Origin of the sequence: Neobacillus piezotolerans, assembly GCF_003362805.1 — a bacterium.
Lineage (GTDB): Bacteria > Bacillota > Bacilli > Bacillales > Cytobacillaceae > Bacillus_D > Bacillus_D piezotolerans.
In genome coordinates this window covers 542,188-563,301 of sequence record NZ_QNQT01000001.1, presented here as the reverse complement: position 1 = coordinate 563,301, position 21,114 = coordinate 542,188, and the positions used below count along the sequence as shown (strand labels likewise).

20 protein-coding genes are annotated in these 21,114 nt (G+C 47.8%); 2 read left to right on the top strand and 18 right to left on the bottom strand.

Translation table 11 applies throughout. The features are described 5' to 3' along the window. Positions 1-49 precede the first annotated feature (49 nt). From DRW41_RS02655 to DRW41_RS02595, 12 genes are all read right to left on the bottom strand, one after another. Positions 50-1,534, bottom strand: a complete 1,485-nt coding sequence (locus DRW41_RS02655) for a UDP-N-acetylmuramoyl-L-alanyl-D-glutamate--2,6-diaminopimelate ligase (RefSeq protein ID WP_115450404.1) — start codon at positions 1,532-1,534, stop codon at positions 50-52. Positions 1,535-1,700: 166 nt separating this feature from the next. Then, entirely contained in the window at positions 1,701-3,620 is a 1,920-nt protein-coding gene (locus tag DRW41_RS02650) for a stage V sporulation protein D (protein WP_115450403.1), read from the bottom strand. 171 nt (positions 3,621-3,791) lie between these two features. Further along, positions 3,792-6,005 (bottom strand): PASTA domain-containing penicillin-binding protein, encoded by a 2,214-nt coding sequence (locus DRW41_RS02640; RefSeq protein WP_115450401.1) that lies wholly within the window; start codon positions 6,003-6,005, stop codon positions 3,792-3,794. A 2-nt stretch (positions 6,006-6,007) separates the two neighbouring features. Next, positions 6,008-6,364 (bottom strand): cell division protein FtsL, encoded by a 357-nt coding sequence (gene ftsL / locus DRW41_RS02635; protein WP_115450400.1) that lies wholly within the window; start codon positions 6,362-6,364, stop codon positions 6,008-6,010. A gap of 52 nt (positions 6,365-6,416) precedes the next feature. Beyond that, positions 6,417-7,349 carry a 16S rRNA (cytosine(1402)-N(4))-methyltransferase RsmH gene (gene rsmH, locus DRW41_RS02630; RefSeq protein ID WP_115450399.1) on the bottom strand — a complete coding sequence of 311 codons (933 nt, stop codon included), beginning with the start codon at positions 7,347-7,349 and terminating at the stop codon, positions 6,417-6,419. 60 nt (positions 7,350-7,409) lie between these two features. Beyond that, complete coding sequence (mraZ, locus tag DRW41_RS02625; RefSeq protein WP_115450398.1) at positions 7,410-7,841, bottom strand: division/cell wall cluster transcriptional repressor MraZ; 432 nt, start codon at positions 7,839-7,841, stop codon at positions 7,410-7,412. Between the two features lie 216 nt (positions 7,842-8,057). Further along, a complete protein-coding gene (gene bshC / locus DRW41_RS02620) occupies positions 8,058-9,692 on the bottom strand; it encodes a bacillithiol biosynthesis cysteine-adding enzyme BshC (protein WP_115450397.1) in 1,635 nt (544 codons plus the stop codon). Between the two features lie 97 nt (positions 9,693-9,789). Beyond that, positions 9,790-10,185 (bottom strand): DUF3397 domain-containing protein, encoded by a 396-nt coding sequence (locus DRW41_RS02615; protein ID WP_115450396.1) that lies wholly within the window; start codon positions 10,183-10,185, stop codon positions 9,790-9,792. Beyond that, positions 10,182-11,072 carry a 2-dehydropantoate 2-reductase gene (locus DRW41_RS02610; RefSeq protein ID WP_115450395.1) on the bottom strand — a complete coding sequence of 297 codons (891 nt, stop codon included), beginning with the start codon at positions 11,070-11,072 and terminating at the stop codon, positions 10,182-10,184. The genes DRW41_RS02615 and DRW41_RS02610 overlap by 4 nt, the downstream gene beginning before the upstream one ends. Before the next feature lie 147 nt (positions 11,073-11,219). Next, a complete protein-coding gene (locus DRW41_RS02605; protein WP_115450394.1) occupies positions 11,220-12,761 on the bottom strand; it encodes an acyl-CoA carboxylase subunit beta in 1,542 nt (513 codons plus the stop codon). A gap of 10 nt (positions 12,762-12,771) precedes the next feature. Beyond that, positions 12,772-12,984, bottom strand: coding sequence for a biotin/lipoyl-binding carrier protein (locus tag DRW41_RS02600; protein WP_115450393.1), 213 nt, complete (start codon positions 12,982-12,984; stop codon positions 12,772-12,774). A 58-nt stretch (positions 12,985-13,042) separates the two neighbouring features. After that, entirely contained in the window at positions 13,043-14,371 is a 1,329-nt protein-coding gene (locus DRW41_RS02595; RefSeq protein ID WP_115450392.1) for an acetyl-CoA carboxylase biotin carboxylase subunit, read from the bottom strand. Positions 14,372-14,679: 308 nt separating this feature from the next. Between DRW41_RS02595 and DRW41_RS02590 the strand changes: the two genes are divergently transcribed. Continuing rightward, complete coding sequence (locus DRW41_RS02590) at positions 14,680-15,153, top strand: N-acetyltransferase (RefSeq protein WP_115450391.1); 474 nt, start codon at positions 14,680-14,682, stop codon at positions 15,151-15,153. Between the two features lie 58 nt (positions 15,154-15,211). Here the strand turns inward: DRW41_RS02590 and DRW41_RS02585 are convergent, their stop codons facing one another. The 4 genes from DRW41_RS02585 to DRW41_RS02570 all read right to left on the bottom strand — a co-directional run bounded on the left by DRW41_RS02585 (position 15,212) and on the right by DRW41_RS02570 (position 17,528). Further along, positions 15,212-15,817, bottom strand: a complete 606-nt coding sequence (locus DRW41_RS02585; protein ID WP_115450390.1) for an RsfA family transcriptional regulator — start codon at positions 15,815-15,817, stop codon at positions 15,212-15,214. 80 nt (positions 15,818-15,897) lie between these two features. Further along, positions 15,898-16,653 (bottom strand): enoyl-CoA hydratase/isomerase family protein, encoded by a 756-nt coding sequence (locus tag DRW41_RS02580; RefSeq protein ID WP_115450389.1) that lies wholly within the window; start codon positions 16,651-16,653, stop codon positions 15,898-15,900. Positions 16,654-16,748: 95 nt separating this feature from the next. Then, a complete protein-coding gene (rpmF, locus tag DRW41_RS02575) occupies positions 16,749-16,922 on the bottom strand; it encodes a 50S ribosomal protein L32 (protein WP_007086250.1) in 174 nt (57 codons plus the stop codon). An 81-nt stretch (positions 16,923-17,003) separates the two neighbouring features. Then, positions 17,004-17,528: a YceD family protein gene (locus DRW41_RS02570; RefSeq protein WP_115450885.1), complete on the bottom strand. Its 525-nt coding sequence runs from the start codon at positions 17,526-17,528 to the stop codon at positions 17,004-17,006. A gap of 240 nt (positions 17,529-17,768) precedes the next feature. On the opposite strand from DRW41_RS02570, the gene DRW41_RS02565 reads away from it, so the two are divergent. After that, positions 17,769-18,989 carry a nucleotidyltransferase gene (locus DRW41_RS02565; protein ID WP_115450388.1) on the top strand — a complete coding sequence of 407 codons (1,221 nt, stop codon included), beginning with the start codon at positions 17,769-17,771 and terminating at the stop codon, positions 18,987-18,989. A gap of 12 nt (positions 18,990-19,001) precedes the next feature. Here DRW41_RS02565 and DRW41_RS02560 read toward each other — a convergent pair whose 3' ends face one another. After that, entirely contained in the window at positions 19,002-20,030 is a 1,029-nt protein-coding gene (locus DRW41_RS02560) for a SepM family pheromone-processing serine protease (protein WP_115450387.1), read from the bottom strand. Positions 20,031-20,032: 2 nt separating this feature from the next. After that, positions 20,033-20,815 (bottom strand): patatin-like phospholipase family protein, encoded by a 783-nt coding sequence (locus tag DRW41_RS02555; RefSeq protein ID WP_245959320.1) that lies wholly within the window; start codon positions 20,813-20,815, stop codon positions 20,033-20,035. Positions 20,816-21,114: the final 299 nt, after the last annotated feature.

Below are 21,114 nucleotides of genomic sequence, written 5' to 3'. Positions count from 1 at the left end.
AACAATTTGTCCACTACTCATATCAATACATTAGTCTCCATTAAAAAGTTTAGTTAGATTTTTTATTGCCTTTTGCCAAGCGGCTGACCGCTTCCTTTGCACAAACCCGGTCGTCGAAATCATACCGGACACCTTTTATTTCCTGGTATGTTTCATGCCCTTTACCAGCTATAAGTATGACATCCCCGGCTTTGGCAGAACCGACCGCGAACTCAATCGCATCCTTTCTGTCCGGGATGACCTTGTAGTACCTGCCTTTTACGCCTTCCTCCATATCGCGGAGGATGGCATCGGGGACTTCACTCCTTGGGTTGTCTGAAGTGAAAACCGGGTGTGTGGCGTAATCACAGGCTATACGGGCCATCAGAGGGCGCTTCGCCTTATCCCTGTCGCCACCGCAGCCAGCCAATACATAAACATCCTTTTTCGCGAATTCACGGATTGTCTTAAGGACATTTTCCAGGCTGTCCGGGGTATGCGCATAATCTACAATAATTGTGAAGTCCTGTCCCGCATCGACAGTCTCGAACCTCCCTGCCACTCCCTCGATCCGCTCAAGTGATGAAATTGCAAGTTCTGGCTTTATCCCGGAAGCAACTGCGGCTCCAATCGCGGCAAGGGCGTTATAAACGTTGAATTTGCCGACTTGTTTCATTGAAACAGGATAGTTTTTTCCGGAAATTTCAAGTGTAAATGTTGTGCCCTGTGGGGAAAGGCTGATGTTTTTGGCCATGATATCAGCCTTTTCATCAATCCCATATGTAAGTATCAATGCCGCGGTTACACGAATAAACTCTTCGGTGGCAGGATCATCTGCATTTAAAACAGCAAATTTTGGCGAGGCATCGGAATAGGCGTTTCCCAATTGGGAAAACAAAAGGCTCTTTGCCTGCCGGTATCTGTCCATCGTCTTGTGGTAATCGAGATGGTCCTGCGTCAGGTTCGTAAAAACAGCGACATTGAAATCAGTTCCATGGACCCTGCCATAGTCGAGCGCGTGTGAGGAAACCTCCATAACGGCGTGGGTAACTCCCTCATCGGCCATTAACTTGAACGTCCTCTGCAACGTCAGGCTTTCCGGGGTTGTATTTTTCACCTCATATTTCTTGTCGCCGACCTTTGTATACATTGTACCTATAAGCCCTGTTTTATTGCCTGCGTCCGCAAAAATCCGCTCTATCAAATGGCTTGTTGTTGTTTTTCCGTTCGTCCCGGTTATCCCCGTTAAATGGATACCATGGCTCGGATGTCCGTAAAAGGCATCCGCAAGAATCGCTTTGGCCCTAGACGTATCACGCACAATATATACAGGTACGGGAACATCAAGCTCTTTTTGGGCAACGATGGCCGCCGCGCCATTTTTTACAGCCTCCGCTGCCAAATCATGGCCATCAACGGACAAGCCTTTAATGCATATAAACAAGCTGCCTGCCTGGACTTTGCTGTGGTTGTCCTCCACTGACATTATTTCCGGATTTCCATCCGGCATAGGGCTGGGCTGATGCAAATGAAATAATAGCTCATGCAGTTTCATTATTTTCAATTCCTCTCATGCTTAACAATCGATACCTATTTTACATGATATACATGCATTTAGCCATTAATCCATAATGTTTTCCATGGATGTTCCCGCAAACGATTGGCATATGCTGGGGGGACAGGAAGAAGGCGGTGGAATAAATTCCATCGCCTTCCAGACTTCACTTTCCTTTGCCGAAATAAAGGATGATCGATGATCCTTCCTTAACCCGGGTTCCAGGTTGCGGCAGCTGTTTTACCACAGTATCGCCTTCCCCTTTTGCCTCGATTTTCAGGTTTTCCATCTGTTCGGCGAGCTCTTTTTTTGTAAGCCCCTCCAAGTTTGGCATTGAGATCATCGGAACATCCTGCCACGTCATTTTCTTTTCGATTTGGTCCTTTCTCGGTTCAACTCCCAGAGCGAGCAAGGAATCCTTCATGATATTCCCTACGATCGGTGCTGAGACAACGCCTCCAAACTGGACGGTCCCTTTTGGATTATCCACGGCAACATATACGACCAGCTGAGGATCATCTGCCGGCGCGAAACCAATGAATGAAACAATATGGTTATTTTCAAGGTAACGGCCGCCCTGCGCTTTTTGCGCCGTCCCGGTCTTTCCGCCAACCCGATAGGAATCGATGAATGCTTTGCCTCCGGTCCCCTGGGCAACAACACTTTCCAGCGCATGCCTGATTTGTTTCGATGTTTCTTCTGAGATGACCCGCCTTTTCAATTTCGGGGAATTTTTCATGACTACTTGTTTCGTTGCGGGATCAATTAATTCCTTCGCGATATATGGAGTGTACAGGTATCCTCCATTCACGGCAGCTGCGACCGCGGTTACCTGCTGGATCGGCGTTACAGAAACCCCTTGCCCGAAAGCTGTCGTTGCCAGTTCGACCGGGCCAACACGATTCATATTAAATAAAATTCCGGTACCTTCTCCCTGGAGGTCAATTCCCGTCTTCTGGCCGAAGCCAAACCCTTTTACATAACTGAATAGCTTTTCCTTCCCCAGCCTTTCGCCAAGCTCGACAAAGCCGGGGTTGCAGGAATTTTGGACAACCTCTAGGAACGACTGGCTTCCATGCCCGCCGCGCTTCCAGCATTTAAGCCTCGCCCCGGCGACTTGCACGCTTCCCGAATCATGGAAATGATCTTTTTCCAGATTCACCTTACCTTCCTCAAGGGCGGCGGCAAGGGTGATGATCTTAAAAGTCGATCCTGGCTCGTATGTGCTCCAGACAGGGAGGTTCCTGTTGTATACTTCCTGCGGGACTTTCCTGAAATTTGCCGGGTCGAAATTCGGCCTGCTCGACATCGCCAGGATTTCGCCGTTATTTGGATTCATGGCAATCGCGATAAGTCCGTCGGGATTATATGTTTTTTGGGCGATTTCCATCTCCCGTTCGACGATTGTCTGTATTTTCGTGTCAATCGTAAGCTTTAAATCCAGCCCGTCTACCGGGGCTTGGTAATCATCGGCCATATCATCCATCCGCCTGCCTTTTGCATCGGCATAAAATTGGACAGACCCTTTTTGGCCGCTTAGTTCCTTATCATAGAACAATTCAAGGCCCATGAGCCCCTGGTTGTCAATTCCCGCGAAGCCAAGGACATGGGATAGATAGCTTCCAAAAGGATAGTGGCGCTTCGAGTCATCGCCGATATAAATTCCTTTTAGGCCTAGCGAACGTATTTCCTTTGCCTTTTCGTGAGAAATTTTGCGGCCTGAAGGCAGCCTTATGATAGATTCAGTCTCCGTTAGGCTTTTTAACGTTTTTTCCTTCGAAGTATTTAAGACGGCCGCCAGCTTTTCCGCGGCAACTTCGGGATCTACAATTTGCCTGGGAACAATCCAGACCGTTGGGGAACTGATGTTGGTCGCCAGCGGAACACCATTGCGGTCAATAATTTCCCCCCTTTCAGGGGCGAACGGAATGTTCCTGCTCCACGAATCCTTCGCCTTGCCTGTCAGCATATCGCCTAGGTAAAACTGGACGTAGCCAAGCCTGACATCAATAATAAAGAAAATCAGAATGCCCGTGAACAGGGCTGCCATAAGGCGCTTTCTTACAGTAACATTTGAAACCCGCATAATTGCTCCCCCTTCTTCGCGCGCCATTCCGGATAAACGCTTGGCGTTTCCCTTTTAAGGGACATGCCTGTCGGTTCATTTTTATGCGGGCATCCAACAAAATAGAACGCCGGCGGAATTGCCGCCGGCGTTCCAATTGCGAGAGTATTCGTTAACTGGCAGTGTATCACTTTACTCCTTAATTTCAGGGTTCTCCTCTACCTTATCGTCCCTATTCAAGCTGTCAAGAGGCGTTTCCAATTCGACCGTGAGATGGTCGCCGCTTTTTATAGGCGTACCCTTTGTAACGCTTTGCTTCACGACATACCCTGAGCCTTTGAAGTTCAGGTTAAGCCCGGCAAGGTTCGCGGCCTTCAGGGCATCCCGCAAAGACCATCCGGTCAAATCCGGCATAATCGCATCGCCAGCAGTTCGAAGGATTACTTTTTCGCCTTCCATCACAGTTTCACCCGGGGCGGGAATCTGGCCGGAGACAGTCCCTCCCTTGCCCATGGTAACCGTGTCAAATCCTTTTTCCTTCAGCGCTTTCCCCGCTTCGGCGGAAGGCTTGCCGACAAGGTCGGGAAGCGCTTCTGTTTTTGCGACAACGAGGCTTGAAGGCTTTATATTCATATACTGCAGACTGTTTTTCATGACCGGGTTAAAGACCATCGAAACAGGAAGCGAGCCTTTGAAATAGCTGTCGATATCAGGCTGCTGAACGGCCACATAGACAATCAGCTTCGGATCATCCGCTGGCGCCATACCAAGAAAGGAAAAAATATAATCCCCCGGACCGTTTAAATATCCACCGCCCTGGGACATTTCCGCTGTCCCTGTTTTTCCCGCGACACTGTAACCTTCAAGATTATACCGGTTATGCCCCGTTCCTTTTGGTGATGTGATAACCGTTTCAAGGATATCCCTGACTTTTTTCGCGGCTTCCGGGGTAATCGGCTCTGCTACGACTTCAGGTTTTGTTTCCTCTATTATTTCTCCTGTATCATGGTCGACGATCTTCTTGATGACGTGCGGCTTCATCATTTTTCCGTTGTTCGCGATGGCGGTCGCCGCCTGGATTTGCTGGATGGCGGTGATTGCCGTCCCCTGGCCGAACGAAGTTGTGATCTTTTCGATTGGCCAGTCATAGCGAAGCTGGCTCGTCGCCTCATCAGGAAGATCGATACCCGTCGGCCTGTCGAGCCCGAACCTTGTTAAATACTCCCGGAACTTTTCAAATCCCAACTTTTCTTTGGCGATTTTGGCAAAGGCCACGTTCGATGAACGCTGGACGCCTTCAAGGTAGGTGATTGTTCCCCATCCTCTACCATTATGGTCCTTGATCGCCTTATCACGCTCAGTAACTCTGTAAGACCCGGATTTGTACTTTTCTTCCGGATTAAATTCTCCTTCATTTACCGCGGCGGCTAATGTAAAGATTTTCATTGTGGAACCTGGCTCAAACGGATATTCGATTGCTTCATTATGCCAGCTTTTTTCAATTCCATCCCTTGTTTTTGGGTGGAACGTTGGCCTTTGGCCCATCGCCAGTATTTCTCCTGTTTTCGGATTGGCGACAATTGCAATGATTTTTTTCGGATTATATTCCTCGACCGTCTTATTTAATGCATCCTCAAGGAATGTCTGGATTTTTTTGTCCAGAGTCAAATAAATATCATTGCCATTTTGAGCGGGCGTGACAAGCTCCTTCCCGGAGGGCAGTAAATATCCCCATAGGTCGCTCTCGTAATCGATACTACCATTCTCGCCCTTTAAAGATTTATCCATCGATTTTTCTATGCCAAGTTTCCCAATAGTCTTTGACGACCCGTTGTTTCCTTCCTTTTTTTCAACGAAACCAACAACATGGGAGGCAAAAACACCGTTCGGATAAAAGCGCTTTGATTCCTTTTTAAATGTAATTCCAGGCAGCTTTTCGGCTTCAATTTTTTTCTTTGCCTGAAAGGATATATCTTTTCCGGCTTTGCCAAACTCCACTTGGAATAATTTTGGGTTATCTTTTTTCTTCAAGAGGATCCTGAGGATTTCGCTTTCACTTAAATCGATATATTTTGCCAGTGTGGCGGCGGTTTTTTCGGGATCCACGACATGCTTCGGATTTTCAGGGTTTGTGGTCATTTTCTTATCAAGGATGGCAACAAGGCTATAGGAGGCGGTGTCTTCTGCGATGACTTCACCACTCCTGTCCATGATGGTGCCTCTCGCCGCCTCAATCGTGCCATGCCTCATATGTTTTTGTTCCGCCCGAGCCGCAAGAGGCTGGCCGGCTGCTTCCCCTGTTATGCCAATAACAAAAAAACGGTATAGGATGGCAAAAAAGAGCAGGCTGAATAGAAAAAACAATCCAACTGCTCCCCTGTTAATATTCGGTTGTTTTTTCACCATTTTTATTGCACGACCTTGACATTATTTTCGTTCAGCATCAAGCCAAGTTCCCTTGCTTTTGCCATAATCCGGTCGTAGTTGCTAAGTTCTTTCACCTGGATTTTCAGGTCTCCGTTCGCTTTTTCCTGTTCCTTGACAAATGCTTTCATTTCCTGGATATCCTTGTTCACTGTATAGATTTCAGATTGAGCTGAGACAATTTGGACCGCCCCGAAGAATAGCAGGGCTGCAAATATAGCCCAAATCAGTTTTTCACCTGGCGTAACCTGATGCCTTAACGCTTTTCTCCTTTCAGGCTGGACTACCTGCTGCCTTTGCTGGCTCTGCTGTTCCTGAAGCTTTCTTGCTAAACTGCTCATTCTTTCCCCTCCTGATTTTCTGCTTTATTATCTCGTCTCTGATTTTGGCATTTTAAAGTTTCTCCGCAATGCGCAGTTTTGCCGACCGTGCGCGGTTGTTTTCTTCAAGTTCCCTGTCTGAAGGAAGGATTGGTTTCCTGTTCACGAGTTTTAAGACGGGTTTGAATTCGTCTGGTATGACTGGCAGCCCCGGAGGTAGCGGCGGCGTTTCGGAAGCTTGCTTGAAGGCCGCTTTACAAATCCTGTCTTCTAGGGAATGGAACGTAATGACGGAAATCCTCCCGCCTGGGTTCAGCAAATTGATTGCCTGTTTTAGGGAATTTTCAAAAACGCCCAGTTCATCGTTCACCGCAATCCTGATCGCCTGGAAAATCCTTTTCGCAGGATGTCCACCTTTTCTCCTTGCGGGAGCGGGTATGGCATCCTTGATTAGTTCAACAAGCTCGAATGTTGTTTCAATCGGTTTTTTTTCCCTTGCAGCTTCGATTTTACGGGCAATCTGCTTGGAGAATTTCTCTTCCCCATAGCGGAAAAAAATCCTCACCAAGTCATTATAATCCCAGCCATTCACCACATCATAAGCCGATATGTCCGCGCTTTGGTCCATCCTCATATCTAGCGGCGCGTCATGGTGATAGCTGAACCCCCGCTCAGGTGTGTCGAGCTGCGGAGAAGATACTCCCAAATCATATAGGATTCCGTCGACCTTATGTATCCCGATTTCTTCGAGGCCGCTCTCAAGATGCAGGAAGTTGCTTTGAATCAAAGTAAGCTTGCCGGCAAAGGGCGCAAGCTTTTCCCTTGCATTTTTGATTGCTGTCTCGTCCTGGTCAAATGCAACCAGCCTGCCATTTTCTCCAAGCCTCCGGATAATTTCCATGCTGTGGCCCGCACCTCCCAATGTGCAGTCCACATAGATGCCATCCGGTTTAATATTTAGTCCTTCAACTGCTTCATCCAGTAAAACGGTAGTATGTTGAAACATAGCTAGCCACCCTTCCAATCGAACGATATTCAAGGAAACTATTCGGAAAAAATAATTCCCTTATATATCGAAGCCAATCATATTTTCTGCAATTTCAGCAAAAGAATCCTCGGATTCCTGGAAGTATTCTTCCCAAATCTGCTTGCTCCAAATTTCAATTCGATTGGAAACCCCTAAGATTACACATTCTTTTTGTAAATTTGCATAGTCAAGCAATGGAGCCGGAATGTTGATTCTGCCCTGCTTATCAATTTCGCTTTCAGTTGCCCCGGAAAAGAAAAACCGCGTAAAAGCACGGGCATCCTTCTTTGTGAGGGGAAGCGCTTTAAGCTTCTCTTCAATGAGGCTCCATTCGGTTAGCGGGTATCCAAAAAGGCATCGATCCAGCCCCCGGGTGATGATGAACATTTCCCCAAGGCTGTCCCTTAGTTTAGAAGGCACTATCAGGCGGCCTTTATTATCAATGTTATGATGATATTCGCCCATGAACATGCCATTACCCCCACTTTCTAATTAAAATGTACCACAATCCACCACTTTCCTCCACACTTTTTTTCTTTTCCCCCAAAATGTTTCCTTAAAAGCCTGAAACAAGATGGTTGAAAAAATGCAAAAAAAAAGCCCTCCATAAGGAGAGCTAAAAACAAGCTTGCAGGAGCACGAGGCTGCCATCATTTAGGGCGCGGCACCCGCGGGGGGCAATGCCTCCTATAGCCGGACCACTTTATGTTTTCCATCAAATTGATAATCTAGGGCGGCAAGCCTTGAAACAAAATCCGGGCCGTATTTATTCAGGTAGTAAACGATGTTCCATACCCGTTCCTGCGGGCTGCCATCCGGGCGAAGGGCAAGGTTGATACGCGCGAATTTATCGAGGACTGCCTTATGCTTCAATCGGAGAGCTTCTTCAAGCTTTTTTTCCAAAAAAGCGACCTGGGAGAGGATGATTGATTCATTTTTTTTCATAATCGGAAGAAGGGACGGAACGGAAGCTGCCGCCTTTTCGACAAGCGCTTCATATTGCCTGACTATTGCATCCCTCGCCTTCTCGAACGCCTCGTCTAATTCTTCATCCTTTATGGAAGACAGGAACTTCTCTTCGTCCGCGCCTGTGCCATGGATAAGGGCATCGGCGATATCCAGGCCTAATTCCTGGATGTCATCTTCTACCGCGCGTTCAAGAAGAGTAATATTAAGCCTCGGAACGATTGGAGGCATTTTCATTGAGAAGTGTTCGAACACCTGTTTCAATTCAGCCCAGTACGCGATTTCGCCTGGCCCTCCTATAAAGGCGAGGACTGGAAATAGCCATTCCTGCATCAACGGTCTCGTCACGACATTGTTGCTTAACAAAAACGGTTTTTCCCTAGCAATTAGCAGCAATTCATCTTTCGAAAAAACCACCGATCCGCTTTTACCGGTAAACCGTTCAGCCTCAGGATCAAATTCAAGAAGGATCCTTTCTTCAAGTGTTGGGTCGTAATAAAACAGGTTCGCTGAATTTTCCGACGCCTCGATTGTATTGGTAAATCCCTGTTTTCTAATCGCCTCCTGCTGGCGAAGGAGTGCTCCGGAGATTTCAGCATGGCTATTTATAATCGCCTCGAATCTGCTGCTCTCGATTTGGCGTAGCTCCTTATTTCCCGAGTCCACAATCAGCAGTCCGGTATCTTTGAAAAGATGAAGGACCAGCGCGGCGAAAAAATCGCTGTAGGAAGAAAACGCCTCGAGGGAACGTTCAATAAATCCGGCCAATTCCTTTGTATGTCCCGTCTCACCGAAATGGGCAAAAATTTTGGAAACCCACTCCCCGCAAAGCCCACGGTCAATTTCAATATCGGAAACCATTTTTTTCCCGGTTGTTTTTTGGGGGAAAATCCACTTTTCAGCGGAATTTCCAGAGGGGACATAAATATGGTTGACCTCATGGTAATCATGGTCCTCGCCGGCAATCCAGAAAACCGGCACGACCGGGACTCCGAGCCTTTCCTCTTCAAGCATTGCGAGCCGGATGATCGATATAACTTTATGTATCGTATAAAGAGGGCCAGTCAATATCCCGGCCTGCTGCCCCCCAATAACAACCGCACTATCGGGCCGTTTTAATTTTTCTATGGTTTCATGGGTTTGCGCGCTTATCCCGAACCTGGACATGTACGATTCAATATGCGCGGCAATCTTCTCCCTTGGGAAATCCCTTGATGCCAAATCATCCAGCCTTTCCCTATCAACTCCGGGCGTGTTATATGTATAATGAAAAAACGGCCTCACCGCATCCGACTGCTCCAGGTATTCTGAAGCAAATCGATTCACAGCCGGCAGTGAGAGATCTGAAATCTCCATACAGTACTTCCTTTCTGATTTAACGATAGTCATACCATATGAGTATAGCATTTACACCGCGCCAGGAAAAAAACTTTGCCTGTTTTTTTTCTGGATTCTAGGAAGCCTGGACGGCAATGATTGCCCGTTCCACAAGGCCGAATAAAATCAATCCGACATAAGCTGTAAAAAAAAGCAAGAAAGTAAACCGCCAGAACCCTTTGAATACTTTGCGCCAAACGACTTCCCCTTTTGTTTTCCATTGGAAAACAGCCGCAGCCATCCCCACCGACAATAGGACAACAAAAATGAGCCAAAGAAACGAGACTTTCCAGATTGTCAGGATCAGAAAATGGACAGATATGACCAAAAGAAACGTCGTGGCGTCAAGCGCAAGCCCAACCGAACGGCGATGGCTGCCTAAGAGAGGTTTGCATATCGCAAATACAAGTACATATCCCAGCAACGGGAGAAAAATGAACAATGCGAAAATGGATGACAAAATTGTGCTCAACAGCTTTCCCTCCCGTTCGAGTCCTTTCCTTTTATCATTTCATAAAACGCCCTCAAAAGAGGGGCAGCCATTTCCCTGTCATCCGCCTCATCAAGGAGGTAGCCGAGGATTGCGTCAACTTCCGTCGGCCTTCCAGCATCAAGGTCCTTCAGCATCGATGACCGGTTTTCGGAAGTATTGCGGCAAATCCTCTTTACATTCGCAAGCCTATCTTGCGGATCCTTAAAACCCAATATTGCGGCAGCCTCTTCAAAGACTTTTTCGAGAAGCTTTTCATAGCGCGGGTTCTCAACGAGCTCCCCATTCCTCACTCCAAGTATTGCGGTTAAAGGATTAATGACGGCGTTGGCCGCGAGCTTGCCAGCAAGCATTTCATAGAAATCCGGTTCCAGTTTCATTGGGAATGTATCGGACAACAACGATGCAACCTTTTCAAGCAGGTCGGGGCTTCCTCTGAATACAGCGACCCTGGTGAGGCCGGCGCCATTATGGCTCACAGTGTCAGGGGTTTCCCTCAAGGCTCCATGTTCTACCGAGCCTACATAAATCGCTTCCACATTCAATTGTTCGAGCAGCCTCAAATGCCCCATCCCATTTTGCAGAAAAAGCAGAGCTCCTTTAGCAGGAAGGTGGGAGAGGACCGATTCAAGCTGATATTGCTTTACCGCGATGATTGTCAAATCGTTGTCCATTGGACCGGTCCCCAGGGCTTTTGCCCGAACATTAGCCGTCAAAGGTCCAGCCCCTTTAACTAGCCTCACGCCGTTTCTGTTAATTCGTTCCGCCTGGCCAATCGTCCTCGTATATACAGTCACATCGAATAGGCCGTTCATGTAAGCGGCGAAAAGCAAACCTATCGAACCTGCCCCGACAATTCCTATTTTCATCGTAAAATCAACCCGCCTTCTCTTTGCCTACATTTTACCAAATTACAGGACCTTTGTACCGAAAATTAGTTATTTAGCGCACTTTCCTAGTTTTTCGTGGATTTAAAAAAATAAAGGGCTTCCCTTGGGGAAAAGCCCTTTTGCCGTTTATACCGGGTAGACCGGATGCTTCCTTGTACTGAAATTCAATTCCTTCGTTTCATAGTAGCCGAACCGTTTGATCAATACATCGCGCAATTCCGAAGGCGCGACGATTTCATCGACGATCAATTCGGAAGCCAATTTATAAATATCGATGGATTCCCTGTACTCCTGATGTTTAGCCTGGACGAATGCCATCTTTTCCTTCGGGTCTTCGATTTCATTGATTTTATTTGAGTAAACAGCGTTTACCGCGGCTTCCGGCCCCATTACGGCGATTTGGGCCGTAGGCAGGGCGATGCATACATCTGGTTCGAACGCGGGGCCGGCCATCGCGTACAATCCCGCTCCATAGGCCTTCCTGACAATTACCGAAATTTTCGGCACTGTCGCGGAGCTCATCGCCGCAATCAGCTTTGCTCCGTGGCGGATAATTCCTGCCCTTTCCACCTTGGTCCCTATCATGAAGCCCGGAACATCCGCCAGGAAAAGCAACGGGATGTGGAAAGCGTCGCAAAGCTGGATGAACTTCGCCCCTTTATCAGCTGAATCGACAAACAGCACTCCGCCTTTTACCTTTGGCTGGTTCGCGATGATGCCAACTGTCTTCCCGCCAATTCGCGCAAGCCCGGTAATCAGTTCCGGCGCGAAAAGTTTCTTAATCTCATAGAAGCTGCCCTCGTCAATCAGGGTGTGAATTCCTTCATACATATCAAAAGGGGCATTTTGATTTTCCGGGATGATCGCTTCAAGTTCACGACCTGGAGCCGGCGGCTGAGAAGAAATGGCTTTCGGCATTTCACGGAAGTTCGCAGGGAAATACGCAAGGTAATTTTTCGCGGAATCGATCGCTTCTTCCTCCGAGGAAGCGAGGACGTCCCCGCAGCCTGAAATCGAGCAGTGCATTCTGGCTCCGCCCATTTCCTCGAGTGTGACTTTTTCCCCGATTACCTTTTCCGCCATCCTCGGGGAGCCCAGGTACATTGACGCATTCCCGTCGACCATAATCACAATGTCGCAAAAAGCCGGTATGTATGCTCCGCCAGCAGCGGAAGGGCCGAACAGGATGCAGATTTGCGGAATCATGCCCGAAAGCTTGACTTGATTATAAAAAATCCTGCCAGCGCCCCTGCGGTTCGGGAACATGTCCAGCTGGTCCGTAATCCTGGCTCCCGCGGAATCCACGAGGTAAAGAAGAGGTACTTTCAGCTTTTCGGCGGTTTCCTGGATCCTGATGATCTTTTCCACCGTCCTTGCACCCCAGGACCCCGCTTTTACGGTCGAATCGTTCGCCATCACACAAACAGTCTGGCCGCCCACTTTTCCTATGGCGGTTACCACCCCGTCTGCAGGAAGGCCTTCTGTGGTGTTATTGGCAAATTTGCCATCTTCCTCGTATTCCCCATTGTCGAAAAGCAATGCAAGCCGGTCCCTTGCGAAAAGCTTCCCCTGCTCTTTCAGCTTTTCATGGTATTTTTGGTGCCCTCCTGCTTCGGCGGCCTTCCTTTTGTCGGTTAATTTCTGCTGGATTGCACTTGTTCCTGTCATAAGCTCCTCCTTATTCCAAAGTGGCCAGGATATCGCCTTCATTTACGAAGTCTCCAATTGCCACCCTTAAGTCTGCTATTTTTCCACTGGCAGTGCTTTCTACGGGAATTTCCATTTTCATTGATTCCAGGATGAGGATGGTTTGCCCCTCGGCAACGTCATCACCTGCTGACACCAAAATATTGAATACTGTTCCTGCCATAGAAGATACTATTTCCTTCATGCGTTTTTCCTCCATCATTTTATTATTTTTCCAGCGTGGCGCTTTCTCTTTAAACCGGTTAGCGGTTGTTCAGGAATGCGGTGGTATAATTTCCTTCCGCGAAATCCCGGTTCTCAAGGATTTCCCTGAAGAGCGGCGCATTCGTTTTGATGCCCGTCAATCGCATTTCTTCAAAGAATTTTTTCGACCGCGCCAGGGCTTCTTCCCTGCTCTTTCCTGAAAAGATGCATTTTGCGATCATCGGGTCGTAATAAGGGGTGACTGTATCCCCTTCCATATATCCAGAGTCAATCCGCATTCCTACTCCTTCCAAAAAAGAAAACACCTCGATTTTCCCTGGGGAAGGTAGGAATTTCACAGGGTCTTCGGCATACAGTCGAAATTCGATCGCATGGCCCGAGGCGGTTATTTCGCTTTGCTTTGCCGGGAGAGTTTCACCGCGGGCGGCGCGAATCTGCCATTCCACCAGATCCAGGCAGGTAAGCGCTTCGGTTACTGGATGCTCAACCTGGAGCCGGGTATTCATTTCAAGGAAGTAGAAATTCTCCTCCTCATCAAATATGAACTCGATTGTTCCCGCATTCGTGTAGTTGACTGCTTTCGCAGCTTTGATAGCGGTTTCAAAAAGTTTTTGCCTCGACCCTTCCGACAGAAATGGAGATGGGGATTCCTCCACTACCTTTTGGTTCCTCCTTTGAATCGAGCAATCCCGCTCGAAAAGATGGACGACGTTTCCATGGCAGTCCCCAAAAACCTGCACCTCAATGTGCCGGGCATTTTGAATGAATTTTTCAAGAAAGACGCCGTCCGACCCGAAATAGGCCTTAGCCCTCGACTTAACGGACGAAAAAGACTTCTCCAGTTCTTCCTTTGTCGAGCATTTCACCATACCAATCCCGCCACCTCCGCTTGATGCTTTCAGCATTACAGGGTAACCGATTGACTCCGCGATTTCAGCGGCCTCTTCCATTGTCTCTATTCCGGCGAAGCTCCCTGGCACAACCGGAACACCCGCTTTTTGCATCGTTTCCCTGGAAGCGACTTTGTCTCCCATCAGCCGGATTGTCCCAGGCTCTGGCCCGATGAAAGTAATACCTTCCCGTTGGGCTGTTTCGGCAAATTCGGCATTTTCCGATAAAAATCCATATCCGGGATGTATTGCATCAGCGCCCAACCTTTTTGCGGCCTCAATAATCGCTTCGGACTGCAAATACGATTTTAGGACTGGAGGTTCGCCGATCCGCACTGCCTCCGTGGCTTCTTTCACATATGGAAGGCCCGAGTCGGCATCGGAATAGATGGCAATCGTTTCAATGCCCATCTTCTCGCACGTTTTTATTATCCTAAGGGCTATTTCACCCCTGTTCGCAATCAAAACCCTTCGCACATAATACCCCTTTCTTTCCTGTTGTCCATTACATCCCTAAAAAACTCCCAAAATAGCAACTTCCATGTCGCGGCACGGAAATCGGAATGTAAGCGGATACAGTTTTTTATGGAATAATAAGTCCTTATACTATGTTTCTACCATATACTCTGAATATCCTGCAAATTTTGAAATTGGAAATCCATGCTTTAATGCAGAATTTTTTGTTTTTTTGATATATAATAAAACTGGTAAACCAAAGATACACAGCATCACCTGTTTCTTTCTTCTGAATTGAAATAAAAGAGGGTAATTAGGGGGGTATTAATGTGGCGGTAAAAGTTGAAAAGCTGAAAGTCAATTACAAAACGCTTGAAGAATTTAAAAGATTCAAGGAGTATGGGCTTCAAGAACTTTCCATGCTCGAGGACCTTGAAGCGAACATTATTGAAAATGATAGCGTGTCGCCCTTTTATGGGATTTACTTCGGCGATAAACTGGTCGCAAGGATGAGCCTTTACCAGGTAGACTCAAAATTCGATCGCTATTTCGAGCCACCCCAGACATATCTTGAGCTGTGGAAACTGGAGGTCCTTCCAGACTATCAGGGAAAAGGATACGGAACAGCGCTCGTCCAATTCGCGAAGGGATTTGGATACCCGATTAAGACGAACCCGCGCGTCGGTTCCCAGGGCTTCTGGCATAAGCACGGCTTCACGGATGTCGTTTATGAGGTCGAAAGGGACCTAGGGGAAAATCCGCTTGTCTGGTACCCTGAAGGGGTCAGCGCCCAGCATCATTAATCATCCTTTTAAAGTGAAAGGCTGCATGGTTGACATGCAGCCTTTTTCTGGATTCCATTCATTCAATCCGTTCCAAGTTTCCGAACTTGTCAACCTGGAACTTTGCTTTTTGCTGCATCTGCTGGGACCCGTCCTTGCTGAATGCCATTGTCCTTGCTCTTTCAAGGATTTCCATAAGGGAGTGATAGTCCTCCTTAATCCTGTCCAATTCCGCTAGCAGCCTCCCATTTTCAACCTCCAGCTCTTCTATGCGCGCAAGTAATTGTTTTTGCCCATTTGCGTTCGATGCCGAGTTTTCCGCTAATTCATAAAGCTGTCCAAGATAGGAAATGATTGAATGGAAATCAATTGGCTTGCCGCCTTCCTCTTTCCGCTCTTCTCTCTCAATTTCCCCTACATTCCGGGAAACTTTTTTCCCCTGTGGATCCCCCAGCTTTTTTCCTTCCTTCCGCTGGCTTTTGGCGTGTTCGATTCCGGCCTTGTATTGTTTCCTTACATGGGAATTCCATCTGAATCCGCATGCTGCTGGAGTGCGGGAAAGCTGTCTTCCCACCTCTTCAAATGCCTGCAGCTGGGTGCCGCCTTCCCTAATGTTCCTGAGAATTACCTCGGCGAGCAGCAAATCCTCATCCGGCGTCCATGCGTCCTGGCGTGTCGATGGCATCCGTCATCCCTCCTATTTGTTTTACCTCATACATATGCGCGTAATAGGAAAGATAGAATAGCATCGGATGGCCGGATTTTTCAGCCTCTTTTCAGGAACGCCGCCACTTGCCGGTTGTGGGCTTCGCTTTCCCACAGCCCCGAGCAAAAATCAACTTCTTTTTTCATTCTATCCCAGAGTTTCGCTGCCTCCCATTTGGCGGTCCATACTCTTTTGTAACCTACAAGAACGCCCGTCTCATGCCTTACCATCTTCGATAGGAACTCTCCCGCCGCCTCTTCAGGGTTGTTTTCAAAGATTTTGTCAATGAAGCCGGCCTCGGCCAATTCCTCCGCTGGCAGCGGTTCCGCTTCCATTAACAGCCGCATCGCAAACGGTCCCGGAAATTTTTCCGAAAGGATGGACCCGCCTCCCCAGCCCGTTGTGATTCCCTGCCTCCCCTGGATAAAGCCGGCCTTTATCCCAGATTTGGCAATCCGGAAATCGCAGGCGGCAGCAAGCTCGCATCCTCCCCCAACGGCTGTGCCGTTAAAGACCGCGACTGTCGGCTTGGGGAATGTCAGGAGGCCATGGAGAATGCCAGCCATCCTGGAGAGCATCGGCAATGCCTCCTCCTTTGTTTTTAGCGAGTGAAATTCCCCCAGGTCCCCTCCCGAACAAAACGCCCGGTCTCCGGTCCCCGTTAACGCTATGGCCTTAATCGCTTCCCCACGCGCTTCGTCCATTAGCCTTGTAAGTCCTTCCATGATTTCATAGTTGATGGCATTCCGCTTTTCTTCCCTCTCGATTGTAAAGAGAAGGATACCTCCATTAAGCTGTTTAATTGAATAAGCCATTCCTGGACCTCCCGGATTTTGTATATGTTTTACTTTGCCAAACAAACGAAAAAAGCACAAGGGATGCAATCCCTTGTGCTTGATCGAACGGAAAATTAGTCGTTGACAACTTCTTTCCCTTTGTATGTTCCGCAAGCTTTACAAACGCGGTGAGCAAGTTTCATTTCTCCGCAATTTGGGCATGCCACCATACCAGGAACATTTAATTTAAAATGAGTGCGACGCTTTCTTTTCGCAGTTTTAGAAGTCCTCCTAAAAGGTACAGCCATTCTTCCCACCTCCTTAAAAGAGTTATAAGAAAGTTATGAAGGCCAGAAATGCTGGTTCTTCACTTGCTTACTTTTTGCCGATCATGAATCGGATGGATTGTTGTCGTCAAAAAACTTGGCGAGCCCCGCAAGCCTCGGATCAATCCGGTTGCTTTTATCTTCCTCGCGGACAACCTCCCAATCCTTTCCGGATTGAGGAGCGGCCCCTTCGGCGTTTACATCATCGCAAAATACCTGCATCGGAACCTCAAGCAGAAGGATTTCCCTGATGACGGGCATTAAGTCGACCACGTCACCCTTAACCTGATGGGCTTCCTCATCTGTTTCATATCCAGAAGTATTGAAAAGGAATGTTTCCGTCGTTTCGACATCAACTGGATAATTGACATCAACTAATGTCCTGGAACAAGGCAGGACCAAATGGCCTTTCATCCTGATATGGAACACAACTTTATGCGCACCGATATCAGCCCGTCCAGTTACATGGATCGGGGAAACGCCCCTGATGGATGAATCAATCTCCTTGATTTCATCGGCTTGGACCATTTCATCAATCGCCATTTCCTTATTCCGGCTTTTTTGCAGCTGGTTTATTGTCCATTTCATTTTCATCACCCCAAGGCAACAAAGGTAATTATAGCCCCCACAAAACCATTTGTCAATATTTTTTCTTTACACCCAAAGCGGGATGAAAAACTCACCCCAGTCAGCGGACGAACCTTGCTATTCTTTAGTTTAACCTTAAATGGCGGGCGCAAACATGACCTCCGATTAAGGGGTTTTACTGTTGGCCCCCACTGATTTATAGTAAGAGGTAAAGAGTATAGGTAAAAGGGGGGCTGTTAATTGAAAGCCGTCGGTATCGTTGTAGAATATAATCCGTTCCATAATGGCCATTTATACCATCTTGAATCTGCAAAGGAGATAACTGGTGCCGACATCGCCATAGCCGCGATGAGCGGCAGTTTTCTCCAAAGAGGGGAACCAGCACTGGTCTCCAAATGGGCAAGGACAAAGATGGCCCTTTTAAATGGAGTTGACATCGTCTTTGAATTGCCTTATAAATTCAGCACCCAGAAAGCAGAATTATTTGCCCGCGGCGCCGTTTCCATCCTTGATGCCGCCGGCTGTTCGCACCTTTGCTTCGGAAGCGAATCTGGGGAAGCTGGCGCCTTTGAAAAAACGGCAGCCTTCATCGATGCGAATAGGCCGGCATACGACGGTCTGATCAAAAAATACAGCAAAACAGGGGTTAGTTATCCGAGGGCCGCTTCGCTGGCATTTGCCGACCTGAATCCGCCGCCTGATACGATTCCACTATCGCAGCCAAACAATATCCTTGGCTATCATTATGTAAAATCAATTTCTTCACTTAATAGCAGGATGAAACCGATGACCGTTAGGAGGAAAAACGCAAACTACCACGACGAGGATTTTTCTTCCGCGACGATTGCGAGCGCGACAAGCCTCAGAAAGGCCCTATTCGCAGGAGACTCGGGCCTTGAAGGAATTGGACGCTATATCCCTGGACAAACCAGGAAAATACTTCTGGAATACATGGGTGAATTCGGCGGTTTCCATAATTGGGAAAGCTACTGGCCATTTTTGAAGTATCGCCTGCTTCAAAGCAGCCCCGAAGACCTCGGTACGATTTATGAAGCGGAAGAAGGCCTCGAAAACCGTCTAGTGGAAGCCGCACGCAGGTCTGCGAATTTTCAGGAATTCATGGAATTCGCAAAAACAAAGCGCTATACGTGGACGAGGATCCAGCGACTTTGCACCCATGTGCTTGTTAATGCGAAAAAGGAGGAAATGGCTGCGGATTCCACCGGGGCCAGCTATTTGCGCCTCTTGGGGATGACGGAGAAGGGCAGAAGTTACCTCAACATGCATAAAGGGACCCTTGGTCTTCCCCTGGTATCGAAGCTTTCTTCTTTTCCTGGGACAGAGATTAATCTCGACATAAGGGCTTCCGCCGTTTATTCACTCGGCATTCCCGGAACCCCAGGCCAAAACCTGCTGGAAATGGAATACAGCCAGCCGCCTGTCCTTATCGAAAAGGGATGAAGCCATGAGGCATCATCCCTTTCCTTTTTTGGGTTTTAGTTTTTCTAGATATGTGACTGCATCGTCAAAGGTATCGACTGGTACGATGACCATATCTGTCCCTATATCCTTTCCTGTTTTTACTGCGGCCCGATAATTCGAGTCTTTGGCACCCTTTTCATTTGGCGCGAAAAAGTATTCCGCCCCCGCCTTATCGGCAGCTACTATTTTTTGTTCAATTCCGCCGATCGGGCCGACAATTCCATCACTTAGCGTACCGGTGCCCGCGATTTGGTACCCTTTCGTCAAATCTTCCTCGGTTAGCTGGTTGTAAATTTCAAGTGCGAACATCAAGCCGGCGGATGGCCCCCCGATTTCATCGGTTTTGACCTTCACTTTAGGGCTGACGATGATTTCCCTGTCATCGACAGGTTCAATGCCAATGCCCGCTTTTTCGGGTAACTCTTCGAATGGCTTGAGCGGCAGCTTTACATGATGTTTTTTCCCGTCTCTTATATAATCCAGTTCAACGCTCTCCCCTGCTTTCTTCGAGGCAAGGAGGGTCAATAGCTCTGTCATCGACTTGAGGTTTTTCCCATCGGCGGTCATGAGCCTGTCCCCTGTTTCAAGCTTTCCTTCAGCCGGCATGCCTGGCACGATGCTCATCACGTAAACTCCCTTATACCTGTACTCCACAGGAATCCCGGCTTTTTTGTATGCCGCTTCAATCGCGTTCGTTTTCGAACTTTCCATTAAATGCAGCTGTTTGGTGTTGTAGTCCTGCTCACTTTCCCCTTTGCGAAGAATCGTTTCAATAGGATAGATTTCCTGGTATTTGCCGAATTTCGCCAGTAGGTAGGTGTAGATATTGGCCTTCCCCATCCTGACAGTCGTGAGCATGAAGCTTCCTTCTTCCTTATGGCCGCCTTCCACCGAGATGATGGGTTCAAGTTCTTTTGCCAATCCGGGCTTTGATATATAGTAAGGCAAAGTATAGAACATACTTGCCACTATTAGGAGTGCCGCGAGTACGTATGGGATTTTCAGGTGTTTTTTGTGCATTTCTATTGCTGCTCCTTCCAGCGCCTAATGGCATCCTTGATTGGTCCTATCGTTTTTCGAGCCTCTTCTTCCCCTATTTTAATAATCTCTTCAATATTGGTAAAGGCTCGAGAACTGAATCTGCCAACCTGCGGGCGAATCATTACATCCGATTCGATTTCCCGGTTTTTCAGAAGTTCGGCCTGCATGATGTCGATGCTTTGCATTATGACATCATAAATCGAATCAATCCGGGCATTCCGCTGGAAACCGGAAACATCCACGGCTATGACAATATCTGCACCCATTTCCTTTACAACGGAGACAGGGATCCTGTCAGCGACTCCTCCGTCTACTAGGAGCCTTCCGCCTATTTTTTCAGGAATCAGGATACCGGGTATCGAAATGCTGGCCCTGACCGCCTCTGCTGCAGGGCCGTCTTTAAAAACGACCTTTTCCCCACTCATTAAATCGGTCGCGACAATCGCGACTGGCAGATCCAGTTCCTCTATATTTTTATTATGGGTAAATAACCTAATAAACTCTTTTACCCGTTTTCCAGCGATAAAGCCCATTTTGGGAACGGAGAAATCAAGAAAGTATTTTCTCTTGAAGGAAATCGATAGTTTATGAAATCGTTCCAAATCGATTCCGGTTCCGTACAGGCACCCGACAAGCGCGCCCATGCTGCTCCCCGCAATCATATCAATGGGAATTCCCTCATCCCGCAAAACCTTGAGTACCCCCAAATGGGCAAATCCCCGGGCTCCTCCTGATCCAAGCGCCAAACCTACTTTTGGGGCCATTACAATCTGTCCTCCTCTGATCCTAATCATTCTTTACACTGGCAGAGGCTGCAATGCCTGATGCAAGCATTTTTTGGACTAGCTGGCAAGGCCGGAAAATCTCCTTCAATCTTATGGTCTAAATCATCATTCTATGAGTATATTGTGTTACAGGGACAAGGGTTATGCGGCATTCTGATCCACCCATGTCCATAAGCTTTTTTGCAAATAAGAGCCATTTCCAATCCTTTACGTCTTCAGCGTGCCTAACCATTCTATCATGCCTTTTTGCGCTTAACCATCCATTCTACTTGTATCAC

Excerpts from the sequence above, each read along its gene's own strand:
- bshC (WP_115450397.1), bottom strand. The coding sequence starts at position 9,692 with ATGGAGATTTCAGATCTCTCACTGCCGGCTGTGAATCGATTTGCTTCA.
- DRW41_RS02585 (WP_115450390.1), bottom strand. The coding sequence starts at position 15,817 with ATGCCATCGACACGCCAGGACGCATGGACGCCGGATGAGGATTTGCTG.
- mraZ (WP_115450398.1), bottom strand. The coding sequence starts at position 7,841 with ATGTTCATGGGCGAATATCATCATAACATTGATAATAAAGGCCGCCTG.
- DRW41_RS02580 (WP_115450389.1), bottom strand. The coding sequence starts at position 16,653 with ATGGCTTATTCAATTAAACAGCTTAATGGAGGTATCCTTCTCTTTACA.
- DRW41_RS02655 (WP_115450404.1), bottom strand. The coding sequence starts at position 1,534 with ATGAAACTGCATGAGCTATTATTTCATTTGCATCAGCCCAGCCCTATG.
- DRW41_RS02560 (WP_115450387.1), bottom strand. The coding sequence starts at position 20,030 with ATGCACAAAAAACACCTGAAAATCCCATACGTACTCGCGGCACTCCTA.
- DRW41_RS02600 (WP_115450393.1), bottom strand. The coding sequence starts at position 12,984 with ATGAAGGAAATAGTATCTTCTATGGCAGGAACAGTATTCAATATTTTG.
- rpmF (WP_007086250.1), bottom strand. The coding sequence starts at position 16,922 with ATGGCTGTACCTTTTAGGAGGACTTCTAAAACTGCGAAAAGAAAGCGT.
- rsmH (WP_115450399.1), bottom strand. The coding sequence starts at position 7,349 with ATGTTTCAACATACTACCGTTTTACTGGATGAAGCAGTTGAAGGACTA.
- DRW41_RS02605 (WP_115450394.1), bottom strand. The coding sequence starts at position 12,761 with ATGACAGGAACAAGTGCAATCCAGCAGAAATTAACCGACAAAAGGAAG.
- DRW41_RS02640 (WP_115450401.1), bottom strand. The coding sequence starts at position 6,005 with ATGGTGAAAAAACAACCGAATATTAACAGGGGAGCAGTTGGATTGTTT.
- DRW41_RS02650 (WP_115450403.1), bottom strand. The coding sequence starts at position 3,620 with ATGCGGGTTTCAAATGTTACTGTAAGAAAGCGCCTTATGGCAGCCCTG.
- DRW41_RS02555 (WP_245959320.1), bottom strand. The coding sequence starts at position 20,815 with ATGGCCCCAAAAGTAGGTTTGGCGCTTGGATCAGGAGGAGCCCGGGGA.
- DRW41_RS02610 (WP_115450395.1), bottom strand. The coding sequence starts at position 11,072 with ATGAAAATAGGAATTGTCGGGGCAGGTTCGATAGGTTTGCTTTTCGCC.
- DRW41_RS02570 (WP_115450885.1), bottom strand. The coding sequence starts at position 17,528 with ATGAAATGGACAATAAACCAGCTGCAAAAAAGCCGGAATAAGGAAATG.
- ftsL (WP_115450400.1), bottom strand. The coding sequence starts at position 6,364 with ATGAGCAGTTTAGCAAGAAAGCTTCAGGAACAGCAGAGCCAGCAAAGG.